This window comes from Micromonospora reichwaldensis, from assembly GCF_031845925.1.
Taxonomy (GTDB): domain Bacteria; phylum Actinomycetota; class Actinomycetes; order Mycobacteriales; family Micromonosporaceae; genus Micromonospora; species Micromonospora reichwaldensis.
Genome location: NZ_JAVRFL010000003.1, coordinates 155,676 through 177,438 on the forward strand (window position 1 = coordinate 155,676; position 21,763 = coordinate 177,438).

At 75.1% G+C, this 21,763-nt stretch carries 13 protein-coding genes; 5 read left to right on the forward strand and 8 right to left on the reverse strand.

Annotated elements, in window-relative coordinates; translation table 11 throughout:
* The 6 genes from RM555_RS03245 to RM555_RS03270 all read right to left on the reverse strand — a co-directional run bounded on the left by RM555_RS03245 (window position 1) and on the right by RM555_RS03270 (window position 9,752).
* Complete coding sequence (locus RM555_RS03245; protein WP_311410369.1) at window positions 1–5,478, reverse strand: non-ribosomal peptide synthetase; 5,478 nt, start codon at window positions 5,476–5,478, stop codon at window positions 1–3.
* A gap of 21 nt (window positions 5,479–5,499) precedes the next feature.
* Window positions 5,500–5,721 carry an MbtH family protein gene (locus RM555_RS03250; protein ID WP_132240715.1) on the reverse strand — a complete coding sequence of 74 codons (222 nt, stop codon included), beginning with the start codon at window positions 5,719–5,721 and terminating at the stop codon, window positions 5,500–5,502.
* A gap of 70 nt (window positions 5,722–5,791) precedes the next feature.
* Window positions 5,792–7,090, reverse strand: a complete 1,299-nt coding sequence (locus RM555_RS03255) for an MFS transporter (protein WP_311410370.1) — start codon at window positions 7,088–7,090, stop codon at window positions 5,792–5,794.
* Between the two features lie 123 nt (window positions 7,091–7,213).
* On the reverse strand, window positions 7,214–8,344 hold the full coding sequence (menC, locus tag RM555_RS03260) for an o-succinylbenzoate synthase (protein WP_311410371.1): 1,131 nt from the start codon (window positions 8,342–8,344) through the stop codon (window positions 7,214–7,216).
* 70 nt (window positions 8,345–8,414) lie between these two features.
* Window positions 8,415–9,050 (reverse strand): MurR/RpiR family transcriptional regulator, encoded by a 636-nt coding sequence (locus RM555_RS03265; protein ID WP_132240718.1) that lies wholly within the window; start codon window positions 9,048–9,050, stop codon window positions 8,415–8,417.
* Window positions 9,051–9,053: 3 nt separating this feature from the next.
* Complete coding sequence (locus tag RM555_RS03270; protein ID WP_311410372.1) at window positions 9,054–9,752, reverse strand: GNAT family N-acetyltransferase; 699 nt, start codon at window positions 9,750–9,752, stop codon at window positions 9,054–9,056.
* Between the two features lie 97 nt (window positions 9,753–9,849).
* Here RM555_RS03270 and RM555_RS03275 point away from each other — a divergent pair, with 97 nt between their 5' ends.
* A complete protein-coding gene (locus tag RM555_RS03275) occupies window positions 9,850–10,992 on the forward strand; it encodes a M20/M25/M40 family metallo-hydrolase (RefSeq protein WP_311410373.1) in 1,143 nt (380 codons plus the stop codon).
* A 142-nt stretch (window positions 10,993–11,134) separates the two neighbouring features.
* Here the strand turns inward: RM555_RS03275 and RM555_RS03280 are convergent, their stop codons facing one another.
* On the reverse strand, window positions 11,135–12,217 hold the full coding sequence (locus RM555_RS03280) for an SdiA-regulated/phytase-like domain-containing protein (protein ID WP_311410374.1): 1,083 nt from the start codon (window positions 12,215–12,217) through the stop codon (window positions 11,135–11,137).
* 336 nt (window positions 12,218–12,553) lie between these two features.
* On the opposite strand from RM555_RS03280, the gene RM555_RS03285 reads away from it, so the two are divergent.
* From RM555_RS03285 to RM555_RS03300, 4 genes are all read left to right on the forward strand, one after another.
* Window positions 12,554–13,084 (forward strand): P-loop NTPase family protein, encoded by a 531-nt coding sequence (locus tag RM555_RS03285; protein WP_311410375.1) that lies wholly within the window; start codon window positions 12,554–12,556, stop codon window positions 13,082–13,084.
* Between the two features lie 303 nt (window positions 13,085–13,387).
* Complete coding sequence (locus RM555_RS03290) at window positions 13,388–17,674, forward strand: S8 family serine peptidase (protein ID WP_311410376.1); 4,287 nt, start codon at window positions 13,388–13,390, stop codon at window positions 17,672–17,674.
* A 272-nt stretch (window positions 17,675–17,946) separates the two neighbouring features.
* Window positions 17,947–18,369 carry a DUF6234 family protein gene (locus RM555_RS03295; protein ID WP_151453846.1) on the forward strand — a complete coding sequence of 141 codons (423 nt, stop codon included), beginning with the start codon at window positions 17,947–17,949 and terminating at the stop codon, window positions 18,367–18,369.
* 133 nt (window positions 18,370–18,502) lie between these two features.
* Window positions 18,503–19,375, forward strand: coding sequence for a peptidoglycan DD-metalloendopeptidase family protein (locus RM555_RS03300; RefSeq protein WP_311410377.1), 873 nt, complete (start codon window positions 18,503–18,505; stop codon window positions 19,373–19,375).
* A 113-nt stretch (window positions 19,376–19,488) separates the two neighbouring features.
* Here RM555_RS03300 and RM555_RS03305 read toward each other — a convergent pair whose 3' ends face one another.
* Complete coding sequence (locus RM555_RS03305) at window positions 19,489–21,750, reverse strand: catalase (RefSeq protein ID WP_311410378.1); 2,262 nt, start codon at window positions 21,748–21,750, stop codon at window positions 19,489–19,491.
* Window positions 21,751–21,763: the final 13 nt, after the last annotated feature.

Below are 21,763 nucleotides of genomic sequence, written 5' to 3' on the forward strand. Positions count from 1 at the left end.
TCAGCGCACCTGCCCGTCGACCGCGACGACCCGCAGTTCGGCGGTGTACCGGCCGTCGGGCCCGGTCAGCCAGAGCTGGTCCGGCGCCGGCAGCATCTCCACCACGCCCACCGTGGCGTCGTCGCCGCCGTGCCGGCGGGCCCGGCGGACCGACCGGGACACCAGATCGACCGAGGCGAGGCTGGTCAGGTCGGCGTGCACCGGTTTCCGCTCGCCCGCGCAGCGCAGGAACACGTGCCGCGGCAGGCCGTGGGCGCCGGCCCAGGCCCGCGCCTGCCGGAACCGCAGCGCCTCGTCGCGGGTGTCGGCGAAGGCGAGGTCGGCGGCGGCGAACGTCCACGACTCGCGGCTGACCACGAGGGAGTCGATGGTGATCCGGGGCTGGTGCGCCGCCGGGGGTAGGACGCGGAAGAGCTGGGACAGCCCGGCGCCGACCACGTCGCCGAGGACGTGCATCAGGTTCACGTCGAACCGCCCGTCGCGCGACCGTACCCGCAGCCCGCCGGCCACCTCGACCAGGTCGCACTCGCCGACGCGCAGGCTGCGGCGCGGGTCGTGCCCGAACGAGTCGTGCGCGAACACCAACCGGACGTCGTCGGGCCCGGCCAGCGCGTTGCTCTGCCGGGTCGGCACGCCGCCCTCCTGGCCGGTCTCGGCGGGATAGACCGCCCCGGCGCCCACGTCGCGGGCCAGCGCGGCGCGCAGCTCGTCGGCCTCCGGGTGGTAGGCCACCCAGGTGGCGTACCGCAGGGTGTTGACGCCCGGGTGCAGCTCGCCGAGGACCCACTCGTCGCCGGCCCGCATCAGGTCCGGGCTGTGCTGCCGCGCGGTCGGCCAGCCGGGCCGCCCGGGCGGGAAGGCGGCAGCCACCGCCGGGGCCAGCTCCGCCGCCGTGAGCCGGATCCGCCGCCGGTCCGGCGGCAGCGCCAGCACGTCGGCCCAGCGCCGGTGCAGCGCGGCGGTCAGCAGGTCGGTCAGCCGTCGCGGCGGATGGAACAGCGCCTCGCCGGCCAGCAGCCAGAAGTCGGCCAGCGGCACGACGTCGGTGCCCAGCTCGGCGGCCCGGCGGCGGTAGATCTCCGCGCAGAGACGGCGGTAGAGCGTCGCGCCGGCGGCGGTGAACCAGCGTGCGCTCTCCAGCACCAGGCCGAGCGCGTCGCGGATCCCGTCGAGGCTCGCCTCGCCGACGCCGACCGAGCCGGCCCGCAGGCACTCCTCGTAGACGGGGGTGCGCCCGGCGTACATCGTGCCGGCGCGCCGGGTGGCCGGGACGCCGGCCAGCCGGGTGAAGGTGGCCTCCAGGCCGGCCATCGCACCGGTCAACCGCTCCGGCTCGCCGGCCGCCGAGGTGAGCGCGTCCCGGGCGGCGACCAGCTCGTCCAGGGCGGCGAGCGCGGGTGCGCGCACGGCCTCGTCGGTGACCCGGGCCAGCCGGGCCCGCATGGTCCGCTCCGGCCGGGTGTCGTGCGGCGCCACCTCCGGCTGCCAGGCGATCCGGTGGGCCCCGGCCAACGTCTCCAGCACCTCGTGCACCTCCCGCGTCGAGCGCAGTCCCGAACCCGGCTCGGCCAGCACGGCCCCGGCGACCTCGTGCGCGTCGCGGACCCCGTCGCAGGCACGCAGCACCGCCGCCTCGGCGTCGGTCAGCGCCACCGGCGGGGCGAGCGGCACCCGCAGCGTCGTCCCGGCCAGCTCCAGGAAGGGCATGAGCCGGGGTACGAGCCACGGGCGCAGCCGTTGCGCGTACGGGGCCAGCACGGCGGCGACCGCCCACCCCTCCAGGTAGACGGTCCGCTCGGCGAGCAGCGCCGGTGGGTCGGCGGGGTCGACCCGTACGCCGCCGCCCGGCTCGATCCGCGCCCAGCCGACCGGCCCGAAGAACCCGATCGTGTCGTTCTTGGCGCAGTAGCGCTGGAGGTAGCTGGTGACCAGCGCCTCGTGCTGGCGGTGCTTGGTGTTGCGGGTCGGGCTGCCCGGGCCCCGGCGCAGCAGCGCGTCGACGCCGGTACGCAGCGCGTGCGGGTTCTGCCAGGCCACCGCCTCGCGGAAGCGGGGGTGGGCCGCCACCGTGTGCAGCGCGACCGCGAGCCGGCCGACCGCCTCCGGGTACGCCGCCGCGTACGCCGCCTCGGTGGCGGCGATGCCGGCCGGGTCCCCGTCGACCCGGGCCGCCACCACCCGGTCCGCGGCGGCGGCGAGTTCCGTGTCGCCGAGCGGGGCCAGCAGGTCGACCGGAAGGCCCGCGCCCCGCAGGCAGACGGTCCGCCACAGCGCCCAACCGTCGGTCAGCCGGGCCAGGTGCGCCGGCAGGTCCCGCCCGCTCCGCTGCGGCACCCGGTCCCGGCGGCGCAGCGCCGGCCCGGCCTGTCCCCGGTGACCGGGTGCCGATCCGGTCGCCGCGTCGATCGCCGCCGCCGTCGCGGCCAGGGTCGGCGCCCGGTAGAACGGGCCCACGCCCAGCTCCACGCCGAACGCCTCGCGGATGCGGAACATCAGCCGGGTGGCGGTCAGCGAGTTGCCGCCGAGGGCGAAGAAGCTGCTCTCCCGCCCGATGGTCGCGGGCGGGCGCCCGCCGGGCAGCAGCCGGGACCAGAGTTCGGCGAGCCGGTGCTCGATCGGTGAGGCGGGCCCGGCCACGTCCGGGTCCTCCTCGGCGGGACCGGGTGCCGGCAGCGCCGCCCGGTCGACCTTCCCGTACGCGGTCAGCGGCAGCCGGTCGAGCACGGCGAACCCGGCCGGCACCAGGTGGGCCGGCAGCCGGGCGGCGACATGGTCGCGCAGGCTCGCCGGGGTCGGCGCCGCCGGGCCGGCCGGCGTGACGTAGCCGACCAGGTGCCGCTCCGGCCCGTCGCCCCGTACGCCCACCGCCGCCGAGGCGACCTGCGGGTGCGCCCGGAGCGCCGCCTCCACCTCGCCCGGCTCGACCCGGAATCCCCGGATCTTCACCTGCTCGTCGCGGCGGCCGAGGAACTCCAGCACCCCGTCCGCGCGCCAGCGCACGACGTCACCGGTGCGGTAGAGGCGCTCGCCGGGCGCCTGCGGGTCCGGCACGAACGCCCGGGCGGTGGCCGCCGCGTCGCCGAGGTAACCGCGGGCCAGCCCGTCGCCGCCGGTGTACAGCTCGCCAGCGACCCCGACCGGCACCGGCCGGCCGCTGCCGTCGAGCACATGGACGGTGGTCTGCGGCACGGGACGGCCGACCGGCACCGGGTCGCCCACCGGCCCGGCGCCGCTCATCAGGTGGCAACTGGTCAGCGTCGTGTTCTCCGTCGGCCCGTACGCGTTGACCAGCGGAAGCCCGTCGCGCGCGGCGAGCACGGCGCGGACCGCGCCCGGGTCGGCCACGTCCCCGCCGGTGAGGAGCTGCCGGACCCCCGCGAGGGACGAGACGTCCTCCTCGGCGAGCTGCCGGAAGAGCCCGGCGGTGAGGAAGGCGACGGTGACCCCGCCGTCGCGGATCAGCGCGGTCAGCCGGGTGAGGTCCACCGGGTCCGGGGGCGCGACCACCGCCGTGGCGCCGGTGAGCAGCGCACCCCAGATCTCCCAGGTGGACGCGTCGAACGCGGTCGGGGCGAACTGGAGCACCCGCTCGCCGGGGCCGAGAGTGGCGAAGTCCGGGCCGGTCACCAGCCGCACCACGCCCCGGTGGGTGATCCCGACCCGCTTGGGCGCGCCGGTCGAGCCGGAGGTGTGCAGGACGGCGGCGAGCTGCGACGGGTGGATCCGCCCCGGCGGCGGACCGGCCGGCGCCGGCTGCCCGGCGGGCGCGTCGACGTCCAGCACCCGGACCGGGCCCAGGTCCGGCAGGTCGGCGGCGGTCGCGGCGGTGGTCAGCAGCAGGCGGGTGCCGCTGGCCGCGAGGAGACCCGCGATCCGGGCGGGTGGGGCGGACGCGTCCACGGGAAGGTAGGCGCCGCCGGCCTTGAGCACGCCCAGCAGGGCCCGGATCAGCGGTTCGCCCCGGGGGAGCAGCACGGCGACGGGGGTCTCCCCGGCGACCCCGTGCCGGCGCAGCGTCCAGGCCAGCCGGTCCGCCGCCCGGTCCAGCTCCGCGTAGGAGACGGTGCGGTCGCCGATCACCAGCGCGGTGGCGGCCGGTTCGTCGGCCACGCGGGCCGCGAAGACCTCGGGGACGGAGGCGTCGCGGGGGTAGGGCCGCCGGGTGGCGTTCCAGGCGGCGCGCAGCGGCGCCTCCCCGGCGGCGCCGAGGTCCAGGTCGGCCAGGCGGGCGTCCGGCCGCTCCGCCAACTCGAGCACGGTGCGGTGCAACTGCGCGAGGACCCGCCGCGCCGAGGCGTCCAGCAGCCTGGTGCCGTCCCACGTCACGCCCAGGCGCAGCTCCGGTTCGTCGAAGGCGTGCACCGTCAGCGGATAGCCGGGCATCCGGTGTACGCGGGCCGAGCGCCGGGCCCCCTCCGGCCCGCCCTCGGCCAGGGCGGTGGACAGCCGCTGCCGCTCGAACACCACCAGGCTGTCCAGCAGCGGCGTGTCGGGTGCCAGGCCCGCCTGGTCGAGGATGGCGTGCAGCGGCGTGAGCTGGTGCTCGCGGATCCGCCGGATCCGGCCCGCCACGTCGGCGAGGAACCGCCGCACCGTCCACCCCGGATCGAGCCGGATCCGCAGCGGCACCGTGTTGAGCAGCAGCCCGACGATCCGGTCGGCGTCCGGGACGCTGTCGTACCGGCAGGATCTCGTGACCGCGAAGGTGACGTCGTCGACCCCGCCGTAGCCACCGCGCAGCAGCGCCCAGGCCGCGTGGACCACGGCGCTGACGCCGACGTCCACTCCGGCGGCGGCGGCGCGGAGCCGGTCGGAGTCCGGCCGGGTGACGACGACCTCGTGCGAGGCGGGCACGCCCCGCGCGCCGGGATCCGCGTCGAGGCGGCCCGGGAGCGCCCGCGGCATCGGGGCGCCCGCGAGGTACCCCTTCCAGAACGCGTCGCCGGTGCGCGGGTCGCGCGCGCCCCACCAGTGCACGAAGTCCGCGAACGGCGGCCGGCGCGGCGGGTCCGGCACCCGGCCGGCCCGGCGCGCGGCGTAGTCGGCGAGGACCTCGTCGAGCAGCATCCGGGTGGAGCGGCCGTCGAGGATCGCGTGGTGGAAGGTGACGACGACGTGCTGGTCGCTCAGCGCGGTGACCCGGAGCAGGGGCGCCCGGCCGACGTCGAAGGGCTCGTACCGGTCGGTGGGGAGGAAGTCGTCGAGGGTCGTCTCCCGCCACCACAGGTCCGGTGCCACGGTGGACCGGACGACCTGCGCCACGCCGTGGTCACCGTCGACCTCGAAGGCCGTACGCAGCACCGCGTGCCGCCGGGTCGCGGCCTGCCAGGCGGCGCCGAACGCGTCCCGGTCCGGCGGGCCGTCCCACCTGATCGTGACCTGCTGGACGTCCACCCCGCCGGCGGGCTGCCGGAGCGTCTGCAGGACCATCCCGCGTTGCACGGCGAGGGCCGGATACCGCTGGCAACTGTCGCTCATGCGCCCTCGTCCGGTGCGGCGTCAGCCGGTCGCGGCGTGCTCGTCCATCCAACGCCGCAACGACGCGGGCCGCATGTCCGTCCACACCTCGTCGATGTGGGCGAGGCACTCGGCGCGTGTCCCGGTCGTGCCCTCGCGCCGCCAGCCGGCGGGCACCTCCCGGTCGTCCCACCAGATCGAGAACTGTTCCTCGTCGTTCACGACCACGGCGTACGTCCGGGTGTCGTCGTCCTCAGCGCTCATCGGACCCCCTTCGCCGGGAAGGATTTCAGTCGCGTCGATTCCGTGTCAAGGATCGGTCGATCTTCCGACGTCACGCGGAGGTGGGCCGTACGGCCGGCTCCGGTTCCGGTGTGGACGGTGGCGGCGGCGGGTCGGCGCCGGCGCCGGTCCGTGGCGTCCGGGCGACCCAGCCGACGGCCGGGCCGGCGGCCAGCGCGCAACCCACGAAGATCGCCGCGACGACCCACCAGCCCCAGCCGCCGGTCTGGATCGCGAGGAGGGTCAGGCCGACCGGCGCGAAGACGTCCGCCGCCGAGCTGATCGTCTGCGCCGTGCCGAGGTACACCCCGCGCGACGCGGCCGGCGGCACGTTGGTCTGGAAGAACCAGAGCGCCGCCGAGAACCACAACTCGGTGGTGGTCACCAGCACCACGACGCCGAGGAGCGCGACGACGGTCCACCCGCCGCCGGTCCGACCCGCGAACGCGGCCAGCGGGCAGGCGAGCGCGGTGACCAGGGCGCCCCGGCGGATCAGGCGGGCCGCGCCGGGGAGCGAGTCGGCGCCGCGCGCCGCCGGCACCTGCAACGTGATCACCAGCACCGTGTTGAGGGCCAGCATCGCGCCGAGCAGCGGCTTGGGGGCGTCGGTGTGGGTGATCGCCCAGAGCGGCAGGATCTCGACGAGGATCACCGAGTGGAACATCATGACGGCGAGGAGCACGGCGCTCGTCGCGTAGGGCAGGTCCTTCAGCACCGCCCACCGCGAGGCGGTGGCCGTCCGCTCGTGCCGCACGATCGGCGCGGCCGGGAGCCGGGTCACGAGGCCGGCGTTGAGCAGTGACAACGCGGAGTTGAGCAGCACCATGGCGACGAGCGCGGCGGCGGAGTCGAACGCCAGCGCCACCGCGCCGAGACCGGTGCCGACGGTGAACCCGGCGTTGAGGTACGAGCGGGCGTACGCCATCGTCCGCACCCGGTCCCCGGCCGGCATGGCGGCGGCGGTGTAGATGGTGCGCCCGGCGTTGGCGAACGAGTCGGTGACGGCGGCCACCACCATCAGCACCACGAAGCCCGCGATGGACGTCACGAGCGGGTAGGCGGCGAACGTCAGCGCCGAGCCGAGCGCGCCGAGGGCCCAGGACCGCTGCCCGCCGATCCGGTCGGCCAGCGCGCCCAGCGGCAGCGAGGTGGCCACCCCGGCGAGGCCCGCGATCGAGAAGCCGATCCCGATCTGCACCGGGCTGAGCCCGAGGACCTCGGTGAAGAACACGATGCTGCCGGTGAGGAAGGTGCCGCTGCCGACGGCGACCATGGCGGACTGGTACGCGATCGCCCGGGGCAGCCCGGGCGGCGGCAGGAGCCGGGACACGGCGAATCGGTGACCGTCCATGGTGCCGGTCAGGCTACCCGGGTGGTCGCCGCCGGCGGCAACGCCGACCCGGCGCGCGGACCCGGTCCGGTGCCGTGGGGGAGGGCTCGCGCCGGCCCGCCGGCGTCAGCCGGGACGGGACCGTCACGCCGCCCCGTCCGCGCGCAGCACGAGCCGGTCGGTGGTCCTCTCCCCGATGTACGCCAGGTCGGCGTCCCACCCGAGGCCGGGCGCGGCGGGCACCTCGACGAGCCCGTCGGCGCTCACGATCGGGCGGGTGGTGACGTCGCGGGCGTAGTACTTGTCGGAGCCGGAGACGTCCGAGGGGAGCGTGAAGCCGGCGAGCGCGCTCAGCGCGACGTTGGCGGCCCGGCCGATCCCGAACTCGTGCATGCCGCCGCACCACACGGGGACGCCGTGCTCGCGCGCGAGGTCGTGCGCCCGTACGGCGTGGGTCAGCCCACCCATCCGCGAGACCTTGACGTTGAGCACGCGTACGGCGCCCAGGCGCAGCGCGGTGACGAGATCGTCCAGCTCCTCGACGGACTCGTCGAGACAGACGGGCGTGCCGATGCGTTCCTGCAGGGCGGCGTGCGCGACGAGTGCGCGCGGCGCGAACGGCTGCTCGATCATCAGCAGGCCCAGGCCGTCCAGTTCGGCCAGGACGGCCCGGTGTTCCGGGGTGTCCTCGTAGGCGCCGTTGGCGTCGACGTGCAGCGGCACGCCCGGATGTGCCGCGCGTACGGCCCGCACCGGGTCGACGTCCCAGCCGGGCGCGATCTTGAGCTTGATCCTGCGGTAGCCCTCGTCGACGCGCAGCCGCACCTGGGCGAGGAGGTCGTCGACGCTGCGTTCGATCCCCAGCGACACCCCCGCCTCGACGCTGCCGCGCGTGCCGCCCAGCGCGTGCGCGAGGGAGGTGCCCTCGGCGGCCGACCACAGGGCCCAGGCGGCGATGTCGAAGCCGGCGCGGGCGAAGTGGTTGCCCCGGACCCGGCCGAGCGTCGCGGCCAGGTCGGCCGGGTGCTCCCAGCCGGTACGCAGGACCAGCGGCGCGAGGTGGTCGCGGGCGACCGCCCAGCAGCTCTCGACGGTCTCGGCGCAGTAGAACGGGCCGCTCGGCGACGCGATCTCGCCCCACCCGACGGCGCCGTCGGTGTCGGTGAGCGCCACCAGGATGTGCTCCAGCTCCCGTTTGGCGTGGGAGCTGGTCTGGAACCGGTGCACGAGCGGCAGCCGTACCCGGCGCAGCTCCACCGCCTCGATCCGCCTCACGCCGTCACCGCGCCGTGCCGGCGGTCCCCGGCCGGCTCGTGGGCGGCCCCTCCGCCTCGCCTGTGGTCGGTCACGGTTCCTCCTGGTAGAGATCGAGTTCGGCGGCGAGGGCGTCGCGCTCGCGCAGGCGGCGGCCGGCCCCCTTCGAGCTGGCGATGGTCAGGGTGGCGAGCAGGTGCAGGGCGAGCACCACGGAGGTGGGGGAGTTCGCGTAGGAGGCGCTGTCGGTGCCGATGACGATGCGGACGGCGGCGGTCTCGGCCAGCGGCGCGTCCTCGGCGTCGGTGACGAGGACCAGTTGGCCGCCGTGGCGGACGTAGGCGGAGGCGACGTCGATGGTCTCGCGCCGGTAGCGCGCCATGCAGACGGCCACGAGCAGGTCGCCCTGGCGGATGTCGCTGAGCACGTCGAGGGGCCGCAGTGCCGCGCCGTCGACGAGGTGGACGCCGGAGAGCCCGGCGCTGAGGTCGGCGGCGAGCAGGGACGCGAAGCCGAGCGACTTGCCGTGGCCGAGCAGGTACCGCCGGCGGGCCGACACGATGAGCGCCGCGGCCCGCTCGATGGCGTCCTGCTCGGCGGCCCACGCCAGCGCCTTGCCGAACTCGGTGCGTTGCTGCTCCAGGACCCGCTGCTTGAGCACCTGCGCGGACCTGCGCTGCACGTTGCGGTCGAAGCGCTCCGAGGGGGTCGATCTCTTCGTGGTCATGCCTCAATCCTGGGCGAACAGGTAGCTGACGCGGCCGGGGGTGTCCGCCCGCCGCGCGACGCCGACGAGCCGCCCGCCCGCGGCGAACCGGCCGGCCAGCTCCAGGCGCAGCCGCGCCCGGTCGTCGGGCCCCCGTGCGGCGGTACGGTCGTCGGCGGGCGAGTCCACGGCCGCGTGCCCGTGCCCCGGCGGCCAGGTGCTGCCCCCGGGACGGTCGAGGTCCCACCGGACCAGGACCCGGTCGCTGTCGCCGTCGTCGTAGAAGTCGGGCAGGAAGCGGATCCCGACGGCGCCCAGCACGTTCAGGTTGAAGTGGACGTTGCGCAGCGCGTACGGGTCGAAGGTCCACCGCATCGTGTGCACGCCCGCGCGTCGTGCGGCCTCGGCCTGGGCGTGCTTGAGCAGGCGGCCGACGCCGCGCCCCTGTGCCCGCGCGTCGACGACGGCCGCCTGCGAGTAGTGGTAGAGCTCGCCGTGCTCGACGCCGGTGAAGCCGTAGCAGAAGCCGACGAGGGTGCCGTCCTCGTCGAACGCGCCGACCGCGGTCCCCGCGTTCTCGCGCAGCGCGGCCAGGAGGCGGGGGCTGACGGCGTGCTCGGGGCCCTCGTAACCGAAGACGCTCCGGTAGAGCGCCGACGCCGCCGTCCACTCGGCGAGCCCGGCGAGGTTACGCGCCACGATCCCTTGCGTGTCAGCGGTCATCAGCCACTCCCTTGCAATGATAGCGATCGTATGTTTTCCATGCTGCCGTTGATCGCGCCCGTTGACAAGGCGTTCGAGCGAAACATATGGTCCGCATATGTCGTCCTTCGGACCCAGTGCCGCGCTCGACGCGCTGCACCGCTACACGCTGCACGAGTCGCCGACCGGTGACCGGCGGGCGCTGGCCGCGCTGGCCGACGTGCTCGACGCCGACGCCGCCCGCGCCGGCTTCGACACCGCCCGGGAGTCGCACCCGAGCGGCGACCATCTGGTCTGGACCCTCCCGGCGCGAGGGGTCCCGGGCGATCCGGTGCTGCTGCTGACCCACTACGACACCGTCTGGCCGGTCGGCACGCTGTCCGGCATGCCGTGGTCCGTCGAGGGGGACGTCGTCCGCGGCCCCGGCGTCTACGACACCAAGGCCGGGATCGTCGCCCTGCTCGCGGCGGCGGCACGCGTCGAGCGGCAGGGCGCCCCGCACCCCGAGATCAGGGTCCTCGTCGTCGCCGACGAGGAGATCGGCTCGCCCACCGCCACCGGGCTGGTCCGGGCCGAGGCGGCCCGGGCCCGCGCGGTGCTCGGCCTGGAACCGCCGCACCCCGGCGGCGACCTCAAGACCGGCCGGCGCGGCAGCACCCGGGTCCGCATCGAGGTCACCGGGGTCGAGGCGCACGCCGCGCTCGACCCGGACGCCGGCGTCAACGCCATCGACGAGCTCGTCGACCAGCTCGTGCGGCTCCGCGCACTCGTGCGGGGTCGGCCGGTCCTGCTCAACACCGGCACCATCGCCGGCGGGGGGCGGACCAACGTGGTGGCCGGCGCGGCCCACGTCGAGCTGGGACTGCGCTTCACCGACCCGGACGACGAGGACGCCGTCCTCGCCGGCCTGCGGTCGCTGCACCCGGTACGCGACCGCGCCCGGCTCGACGCCCGGCTGCTCTCGCACCGGCCCACCTGGCGGCCGGACGAGGCGGGGGCGCATCTGCTCGACCGGATCGTGGGCGTCGCCGCCGACCTCGGTCAACGCCTCGCCGGTCGACCGGCGGACGGCGCCGCCGACACCAACACGACGGGTGCGCTCGGCCGCCCCACCGTCGACGGGCTCGCCCCGCCCGGTGGTGGCGCACACGCCCGGCAGGAGTGGGTCTCGGCGGCCGGCATCGACGCGCGCAGCGACCTGCTGGCAGCGCTGTTCACCGGCCTCCACACCGAGGCCGCGTCCCGTGGGGACGGCGCCTGACCCGGGCACGAGCCCCCGGCAGCCGGGACGGCTGGCCCGGTTCGGGCCGCCGCGCGCAGGTCGGCGCGGCCCGGCGTACCGCGTGGCGGGACCTGGCACGCCGCGCGGCGGATCGGCGCGACCCGGCGTACCGCGTCGCGGGTCAGCGCGATCCGGCGCGCCGCGTGCGGATCAGCGCGACCAGGCCCACGGCGATCAGCACCAGTCCGAGCGCTCCGGCCGCCACGAGGTAGGTCCCCACGGCGCCGGCGCGGCCGGTCCCGTCGCCGGCGGCGCGGGCCGTCGACCCGGGCGTGGTGGGCGGCGCGGGGGACCCGACGGCCGCCGGCAGCGGGTAGCGCCGGACCACGGGCATCGTCCCCGGCGGCTGGTCGGCGGTCTCGGACACGGTGAGCAGGGAGCGCCCGTCGCGGCTGTAGGTGACCGACTCGCCCTGCGGTTCGTCCGGCAGCGCGACGATCCGTGGCGTCCCGCCGGTCAACGCGGTGACCACGTCGCCGTCGGTCACGTCGAACTCGTACGCGTCCGCGTAGGTGCGCAGGACGATCCGGCGCCCGTCCGGTGCGGTGGCGGCGCCGGTGACCGCCGTGCGACCGAGCGCCCCGAACGGGTTGCTCGTCGTGGAGGCCGGCAGCCGGACCTGTCCCACCTTCACCAGTGGTGTCGTCGCACCCGGACGCGGGGCGGCGCTCGGGGCGTACAGGTTGGCCGAGTACTTGGAGACGACCACCGGCCGGTCGTCGCCCGTCACGAGCAGGGCCTCCGCGTCGTGCGGGCCGTCCGGATAGGCCATGCGGTACAGGACCGGCCGGTCGGCCCCCGGCGGCAGCTTCCACACCGCGATCGTCTGCCGGGACCGGTCGTTGTCCCCGATGTCGGCCACCCAGACCGTGCCGTCGGCCCCGACGGCGAGGTCCTCGGTGTCGCGCGGCCGGGACGGATAGGACACGGTCCGCACGACGGCGCACCGGTCGTCCAGGAAGAAGATGCGGCGGCGGGCCTCGTCGTCCGCGCCGTCGTTGATCATGACGAAGCCGCCGTCCGTCGCGGCCATGCCGGAGATCTCGCTCAGCCGGCCGCCACGCACCTCGCACACCGGCGTCCCGGGGGCCGCAGCGGGTGTCGGGTCGGCCACGGCCGCACCGGGGGCCGTCGCGACGGCGAGGACGACGACCGTCCCCGCCGCGACCCGTAGCCGCCGGGTCCCGTTGCCTCGTCGCCTCACCCGCAGTCCCTTCAGTGCCGGTCCGCCCCGTCCGGCGGACCGGCGCGGTTCGCGGACCGGCGGTCCACCCCTGCCGGCCCGGGCGCCACGCCGGGTGCCGTGACCGGCTGTCGTCCGTCCGGCTCCGGTGCGTTGCCGGCCCCGGCGTGGGCGGCGTCCGGGCGCGTGACCAGGGGACGAGTGTATGACCCGAAGGCGCGGCCCCGGTCACGGCCCGCCGTGCCGGCCCGCCGCCGCCGCGACCGGAACCGATGGCGCCGCCGTCCGCCCGCACCCGCCCGGAGGGGCCGGCACCGGGCCGGGACCCGCCCGGCACCTGCCGCGTACGCTGCCGCGATGACCGCACCGGCCCGCATCCTCGTCTACGGGGTGTACGGCGCCGGCAAGTCCACGCTGGCGGCGCGGCTGGCCGAGCTGCTCGGGTCACCGTGGCACCCGGTCGACGACCTGCTGTGGCAGCCGGGCTGGGTGGAGGTGCCGGTCGCGGAGCAGCGCAGCCGGATCGAGGCGGTCTGCCGCCGCGACCGCTGGATCCTCGACGGGGCGTACCACGGGTGGCGCGACGTGGTGCTGGCGCGCGCCGACCTGGTCGTCGGCCTGGACTATCCACGCTGGCTCTCCTTCTGGCGGCTGCTGCGGCGTACCGTCCGCCGGCTGGTCAGCGGCGAGGAGATCTGTAACGGCAACCGCGAGTCGCTGCGCAGCGTGCTGTCCCGGGAGTCGATCCTGGTGTGGCACGTCACCGCGTTCGGCCGGGCCCGGCGGCGGATGCGCGCCTGGCAGGCCGATCCGGCCGGGCCACCGGTGCTGCTGTTCCGCTCCCCGGCGGCCCTGGAGCGCTGGCTGTCCGAACTCACCCGACGATGAGGATCCGCCCCGGCGAGCCCGGCACGACCGGCCCACCGGTGGGGGACTCCGGCTGACCGCGGCGTCGGCGTCGTCGTGCCCGGTGCGGCGCACGGATGGACGGACGCCATTGCCCCGGCCTCGGTGATCACCTAGGTTTCACACGATCGCACCCAGCCGCACCGAGCACTCCCCGGCTCTGGCCAGGCAGCGAGACAGCACCGATCGCGCCGCTCAGTGACTTAGGAGCTCACCGTGGCACAGCACCCCTCCCGAAGAACGTTCCCCTCCCGACGGCGAACACCGGCCCGTCTGGTCGCGGCGGTGGCGGCGAGCACCATGCTGCTCGCCGCGGCCCCCGTGTCCGCTGCCGCGGCGCCCTCCAGCGCGCCGCTGGCGGCCACCCGGCAGGCACCCGAGGCGCCGCCCCGCCCGGCGTCCGGCCTGCCGCAGCCCAAGAGCGGGCTCTGGCTGGTGCAGTTGGACAAGCCGTCGTTGATGGCCGCCACTCGGGGCACCGGGGCGCGCGCCGGCAGGATCGACGCCCGGTCCGCGGCGAGCACCCCCTACGCCAGGGAACTGGCGCAGCGGCAGGACACCGTGGTGGACGAGATGGAGGCCGTCCTGGGGCGCTCCGTGCGGGTCGCCCACACCTACCGGAACGTGGTCAACGGACTGGCGGTGGCGCTCAGCGCGGACGAGGCGGCGCAGCTGTCCGGCCTGCCGGGGGTCAGGGCGGTCGTACCCGACGAGATCCTGGAGCTGACGACCGACACCAGCAACGCGCTGATCCAGTCGCCCGCGGTGTGGGAGGGCCGGACGGCGGAGAACGTCGGGACCCGTGGCGAGGGCGCCATCGTCGGGATCCTGGATTCCGGCATCAACCCCGACCACCCGTCGTTCGCGGCCGTGGACGGTGACGGCTTCCGGCACACCAACCCGTACGGCGCGGGCAGGTACGTCGGCGTCTGCGCCCCGAGCCACCCCCAGCACAAGGCGATCTGCAACGACAAGCTGATCGGCGCCTGGTCGATGGTCGGCACCGACGCCCGGGACGACAACGGCCACGGCAGCCACACCGCCTCGACCGCCGCCGGCAACCGGCACGAGGCGACCATGACCGTCGGCACCAGCACGCACAAGCTCACCGTCTCCGGGGTCGCGCCGCGGGCCAACGTCATCTCCTACAAGGTCTGCATGGCGCTCGGCTGCCTCTCCTCGGCGACGATCGCGGCGGTGGACCAGGCGATCGCCGACGGCGTGGACGTCCTCAACTACTCGATCTCCGGTCGCGACGACCCCTGGAAGGACCTCGTCGACCAGGCGTTCCTGGAGGCGTACTCGGCCGGCATCTTCGTCGCCGCCTCCGCCGGCAACAACGGCCCGGGCCCCAGCACCGTCGCGAAGACCGCGCCGTGGAACATGTCCGTCGCCGCGGTCAGCCACGAGCGGGTCATCGCCCACCGGCTCGACGTGACCGGCCCGACGCCCGTCCCGGCCGCGCTCACCGGCATCGCCGCCGTGATCGGGGAAGGTTCGCCGAACCCGCCCATCGAGGGTGCGATCCGGTACTCCGGCGCCGTCGACGCGGACAACGTGCAGGCCTGCCTTCCGTTCCCGGCGGCGGCGTTCAGCGGCAGGGTCGCCCTGCTGCCCCGGGGCGGCTGCGACTTCTCCGTGAAGGTCAAGAACGCCACCGCCGCCGGCGCGACCGGCGTGGTCGTGCACAACCAGTACAGCGGCCCGCCGATCACGATGGGCGCGCTCGCCGGGACCACCATCCCCGCCGTGATGGTCTCCCTCGCCGACGGGCAGCGGCTGCGCGAGCACGCGGCGGCCACCGACGGCCCCGTCACCGTGCGCGTCGACCCCGGCAGCGAGGTGCTGCGCGACGGCGACTGGACCGACGTCGTGGCCGACTTCAGCTCGCGCGGACCCAGCAAGTTCGACATGCTCGCGCCCACCGTGGCCGCCCCGGGCCGCAACATCCTCGCCGCCACCATGGCGACGAAGGACAACCCGGCCCCGTACGCCTTCATGCAGGGCACGTCGATGTCGTCGCCGCACGTCGCCGGTGCCGGCGCGCTGCTGGCGGCGCTGCACCCCGACTGGTCGCCGACGCGGATCCGCTCCGCGCTGGCGGTCACCGCGGACCGCGACGGGGTCGTCAAGGAGGACGGCCGCACGCCGGCCGACGCGTTCGACGTGGGCTCCGGCCGGATCAACCTGGCCCAGGCCGCCCGGACCGGCATCGTGCTCGACGAGACCGCGGCGAACTTCGTCGCGGCCAACCCCGATGCCGGTGGTGACCCGCAGACGCTGAACCTGCCGGCCGTGGTGGAGCACCACTGCCTCAAGGTCTGCACCTTCACCCGGACGGTGTCCAGCGTGGCCAAGGTGGCCGCGACCTACCAGGTCACGCCGCAGGCCCCGGCCGGCGCGCGGATCACGGTCGCGCCGACGCAGTTCACCCTGGCGCCCGGCGCCAGCCAGGAGCTGACCATCACCCTGGACGTCACCGGGACCCCCCGCAAGAACTGGCTCTTCGGCGCGATCGACCTGACCACCGACGCCCGGCACGCGCCGGACGGGCAGCCGATCGCCCAGGCGCACTTCCCGGTCGCCGTCCTTCCCGCGGCCCCGGACCTGACCGTCGACAAGACCGCGCTCAGCTCCAGCATGGACGTCGCGCAGAACGAGACCCACACCGTCAAGGTGGGCAACGCCGGCGGCGCCGAGCTGACCTGGCGGGCGACCGGCGACGGCGACGACTGCGACTGGCCGACCTGGGTCAAGGTGGCCCCGGCGCAGGGCACCCTGGGCGCGTTCAGGAGCCAGGACATCCAGATCACCCTCGACTCGACCGGTCTGGACGACGGCGGCGTGTTCACGGCGAACCTGTGCCTGGCCAGCAACGACCAGGACCAGCCGACGACGACGATCGCGCTGGAACTGACGGTGGTGCCGGTACCGAAGATCGAGGTGGCGCCCAAGTCGATCTCCGCGCGGCAGCCGGCCGGGCTGGTCACCAGCCAGAAGTTCGCGGTACGCAACGCCGGGCACGGCGTGCTGGACTGGCGGCTGGACGACCCGGACGCCGGGCCGGACGACGAGCGGATCCGGCTCCTGCGTGACGGTGTCCTGCTGATCCCGAACTCGGCGAGCGCCACCCGTGGGGTGATGGCGTTCGATCCGCAGACCGGAAAGCAGATCGACCCGCAGTTCATCCCGCACTTCAAGTTCGACCCGACCAGCAACCTCTACACGCCGTTCCAGGTCATCGCCAAGCCGGACGGCAGCGGCTTCCTCATGTCCGACCAGGTCAACTCGGTGATCACCGAACACGCCCTGGACGGCAGCTTCCGGCGGATCTTCGCGCCGGCCGGCGGCGTGGACGACCCGAAGATCATGACCAACACCCGGGGTATCGCGCTCTCGCCGCGCGGCACCGTGCTGGTGACGGTCGCGTCCCAGAGCAACGCCAACTCGGTCGTCGAGTTCGACGCCGACGGCAAGTACCTGGGCACGTTCGTCGCGCCGGGGACCGACGGGCTGAAGGGACCGTGGGGCATCCTCTTCCGCGGCGACGACATGCTCGTCTCGGGCAGCGACAGCGACGCCATCCACAGCTTCAAGAAGGACGGCTCCGCGGCCAACGCCCGCTTCTTCGAGGGGCTGAGCTGGCCCGGTCAGCTCGCGGAGATGCCGAACGGCAACGTGCTTGCGGCGAGCTGGGGCAGCGGCTCCGCCCCCGGGGTCTGGGAGATGGACCGCGACGGCAAGCTGATCGGCGTCTACACGCCGCCCGGCGGCAGCGGTTACCAGGGCGTCCACCCGCTCGGTAACGGCAACATCCTGACCACCAGCTCCAAGGGGGTCCACGAGATCGACCGCTCCGGCCGCCTGGTCGAGGTCGAGAACGACAAGGGCGCGGCGCGGTTCATCACCCACGTCCGGCTGCCCGACCTGCAGCCGTGCGTGACGCCCGACGAGGTGCCGTGGCTGACGGCGTCGCGGACGTCGGCCGGCACCGGCGCCGGCACGTCCACCGAGGTGACGCTCTCGATGGACAGCACCGGCCTGGCCGCCGGTACGTACCGGGCCCAGCTCTGCGTCACCAGCGACGATCCGTCGAACCGGCTGTCGACGCTGCCCGTGACGCTCGAGGTCACCGACCAGACCTGCGCCCAGGTCGTCAGCGGTGAGCGTCGGGGTCCGCTGCCGGTCAACGGCGGGGTGACCTGCCTCGCGCCGGGTGCCACGGTGTTCGGGCCGGTCAACGTCGCGAAGGGCGCGGGCCTGATCGCGCTCGGCGCCCGCGTCAGCGGCCCGGTGACCGCCACCGGAGCCACGGTGGTGGAGTTGACGGGCAGCACCGTCGACGGCCCGCTGTCGGTCACCGGCGTCACCGGTTCGGTGCTGATCGTCGGAACGCGGGTGACCGGTCCGGTCAGCGTGGTCGACAGCCGCACCGGCGGCACGCCGGTCGTGGTGTCGGGCAACCGGATCGACGGGCCGCTGCGGTGCGTCGGCAACCAGCCGCCACCGGTGGACAACGGGGTGGCCAACACGGTCAGTGGCCCGACGTCCGGCCAGTGCCGCGGGTGGTGAGCGGACCGCCCCACCCGGCCCGTCGGTGACGTGGCCAGGCCCGCCGGTGCGGTCGCCGTCGCGACCGCACCGGCGGGCCGCCGTCCTCGCAGGCGGCGACCCGGCGGCGACGTCGAGGCTGAGCCGGTTGAGCCCCTCCCGCGCGGAGCGCCGCGGCCTGACGCGTGGCGATCGCCGACCCGGCCCCCGCGCGTACGCCCGGGTGCGAGAGTCCCGCGCGGTGAGTACCCGGGCTCACGTCCCGCGGCCCCGGCTCCGCGACGCTGTACGGCATGACCTCGTCGACACCCGCCGCCCGGTCCCGCTACGCCCTCGTGCTCCTGACGGTGGTCTGGGTGGTGGCGTGCCTGGCGTTGCTGTGGTGGTTGTTCACGATCGGCATGGAGGGGTGGGCCGACCACCACTCGAACGGTGGCGGGCGGTCGGCGGAATTCGGGCGCCGCTCGGCCCGGGCGCTGCTGTTGCTGGCGGCGACGGCGGCGGGCGGGCCGGCCGTCATCGCGCTGGTGGCGTTCGGCTGCCGGTACCGCCGCACCGGGCTGGTCTACCTGCTCCTCGCCGTCGTGGCCGCGGCGGCGCTGGCGCCGGCGGTCGCGGATGCCGCGCGCACCCTCCGGCCGCCGGCCGCGCCGCTCCCGGCGCCGACGACCTGCCAGGAGCACAGCGGCGGTGACAGCCGCTGCCCGGGCGGCTGAGCGACCCGGTGGTGCGATTGCGGACCGTCGCCCGTGGCCCGGCGCCGTGGCGGAGCGGACGGTCGACAGATTTATTCGTGGCTATGTATTGTCACTGGCCCGACCGGCGTACCGATCCAGCAGGGAGCACGCGATGGACCATCTCGACCAACCCGGATGCTGCGGCGACGGCCCGGCGGTCGCCGGTGTCGACCGCCGCGCGGTGCTGCTCGGCGCCGCCCTCGGCGCGGGCGCCCTGGCCGGGCTGGCCGTTCCCGGCCGCGCGTACGCCGCGCCCGCCATCTACAACCCCTTCTCCGGCTACCCCGTCACCGGCACCTGGCAGGACCACCTGAACCGGGGTTCGCTCGGCGGCGTCGACTTCGGCATGCCGGTCGGCACCCGCCTGCCCGCCTGCGGCGCGGGCACCATCCAGAACATCCCGTACAACGGCACGGGTGGGCACACGGTCACCATCCAGCACGCGGACGGGTACCGCAGCCAGTACATGCACCTGTCGCAGTTCCTGCTCGGCAACGGCGCGGCCGTGTCCAGCGGCACCGTCGTCGGCCTCTCCGGCGGCGCGGCCGGCGCGCCGGGCTCGGGCTCGTCGACCGGGCCGCACGTCCACTGGCACATGATCAATCCGGCCGGCGTACGCATCAACCCGCTGGCCTACATCGGTCAGAACCCCGCACCCGGGCGACTGCCCAAGACCTCCACCGAGCAGGACGGCATCCCCGGCACCATCTTCTACCAGCGCATGCAGAACTGGCTGCGGCTCACCGCCGGATACACCGGCCCCATCGACGGCGCGCCCGGGCCGGGCACCTACGCCGCCCTCCAGCGGGCCATGCGGGCCTACGGCTACACCGGACCGATCGACGGACAGCCCGGCCCGAACACCTGGCGCGCCGTGCAGCGCCTCGCGTCCGGCCACGGCTACACCGGCCCGATCGACGGGGTGATGGGGCCCAACTCGTGGCGCGGCTTCGCCCGCTTCCTCAACCAGGACAGGTGGGACTGACCGCCACAGCCCCGCCGCACCCGCCGCACGGGCGGCGGCGCGGCGCGGGCCGGACGCGACGAGGGCCGTCCCCCGGTGTTGCGGGGGACGGCCCTCGTCGGCGGACGAGCGCGTCAGGCGACCGAGGCGGGGAACCTCTCCCACACCCGGTGGGCGGCCAGCAGCTGCTGCACGGCGGTGAGGACCTCGGCGCCGGAGCCGCCCGTGACGACGCCGGGCGTGCCGGCGACCCCCGCCTGCCGCAGCACGTCGACGCCGGCGCCCCACGCGCCGATCGCCTTGGCGTGCCGCCAGCACTCGTCGACCAGCAGCAGCACCCGCGGATCCACGGCGGCGGAGTCCGCCGCGCCGGCCTTGGCGTCGCGCGCCGGCGACGCGTCCGGCGCGGGCGCCGGCGCCCCGGCCAGCAGGAGCACGTCGAACTCGACCGAGCGGCCGGTGGCGAAGGTCCGCTGCACGGGCAGGCCGCCCACCAGGCCGCCGTGCGGGGCGACGAGGAGCGGCACCATGCCGGCCGCGAAGACCGCCCGGCGTACCTCGTCGACATCGTCGAGCCCGGCGGTGGGGTCGACGACGATGCCCATGGTGCGGCCGTCGGCCGGCCACTGCCTGCCCACCTGCGACAGCGCGGGGCTGGGCGCGGGGTCGACGAGCGGCACGGTCGGCTCCGGCGCGGGCAGACCCAGCCCGGTGGCGACCTCCGCGCACAGCACCGGGTCGATGTTGGCGAGGCACTGGAGCTGGCGTTCCCGGATCGCCTGGTGGTAGCACATGCCCAGCTCGAAGGTGTAGGCGCGGACGATGTGCTCCTTCTCGACCGGCGACATGCTCAGCCAGAACAGGCGGACCTGGCTGTAGTGGTCGTCGAACGAGGCCGGGTTGGCGCGTACCTTGGGCGCCTCCGTCACCGTCACCGGCACGTCGACGAACGCGCCGTCGGTGTCCCCGGCCGGGAAGGGGTTGCCGCCGTCGAGCGAGTTCGGCCGGTACGGTGCGACCCCGGCGTGGACGGCCTGCTGGTGGAAGCCGTCGCGCAGCATGTCGTTGACCGGGGCGTGCGGGCGGTTGATCGGGACCTGCGAGAAGTTCGGCCCGCCCAGCCGGGTGAGCTGCGTGTCGACGTACGAGAACAGCCGGCCCTGCAACAGCGGGTCGTTCGTGACGTCGATGCCCGGCGGCAGGTGGCCGACATGGAAGGCGACCTGTTCGGTCTCGGCGAAGAAGTTCGTCGGCGTCCGGTTGAGCGTCAGCTTCCCGACCGGCTGCACCGGCGCCAGCTCCTCCGGCACGATCTTCGTCGGGTCGAGCAGGTCGATCCCGGCGAAGGTCTCCTCGGGGGTGTCGGGGAACACCTGGAGGCCCAGCTCCCACTCGGGGAAGGCGCCGGCCTCGATGGCGTCGTAGAGGTCCCGGCGGTGGAAGTCCGGGTCCACGCCGCCGAGCAACTGCGCCTCCTCCCAGGTCAGGGAGTGCACGCCCAGCTTGGGCTTCCAGTGGAACTTCGCCAGCGCCGTCTCGCCGGCGGCGTTGACGAGCCGGAACGTGTGGACGCCGAAGCCCTCCATCATCCGGTACGAGCGCGGGATGCCCCGGTCGGACATGTTCCACATGGTGTGGTGCTGCGCCTCGGTGTGCAGGGAGACGAAGTCCCAGAAGGTGTCGTGCGCGCTCTGCGCCTGCGGGATCTCCCGGTCGGGGTGCGGCTTGCCGGCGTGGATGATGTCGGGGAACTTGATGGCGTCCTGGATGAAGAAGACCGGCATGTTGTTGGCGACCAGGTCGAAGGTGCCCTCGTCGGTGTAGAACTTCGTCGCGAAGCCGCGGGTGTCGCGGACCGTGTCGGCCGAGCCGCGCGAACCGAGGACGGTGGAGAACCGCACGAAGACGTTGGTCGTCCTGCCCTTCGCCAGGAAGCCGGCCTTCGTCACGCCCTCGGCCTTGCCGTAGGCCTCGAAGACGCCGTGCGCGCCGGCCCCACGCGCGTGCACGACGCGCTCGGGAATGCGCTCGTGGTCGAAGTGGGTGATCTTCTCGCGCAGGTGGTGGTCCTGCAGCAGGACCGGACCGCGCGGCCCGGCCTTCAGCGAGTGGTCCGTGTCGCGCAGCCGCGCCCCCTGCGACGTCGTGAGGAAGGCGCCCTGCTGACCGTTCGCCGTCGTCGGCGCGCCGGTCGCCGCGCCGGTCGGCGTACGGGTCTCCGGGGCGCCCTGTTCCTTCTTGGGCGGCAGCGGATCGTGTGGCGTCGTCGGCTCCTCGACGGTTGGCGGGGCGCTGCCCGGCGCGCCGGGCACGTCCGAGGTCAGCGCGTCGGCCACCTTCCCGGCTGCGGCCTCCACCACGTCCTTGACCGCCTTGGCGGGCTTGCTGGCATCCATCTGGCGAGTTCCT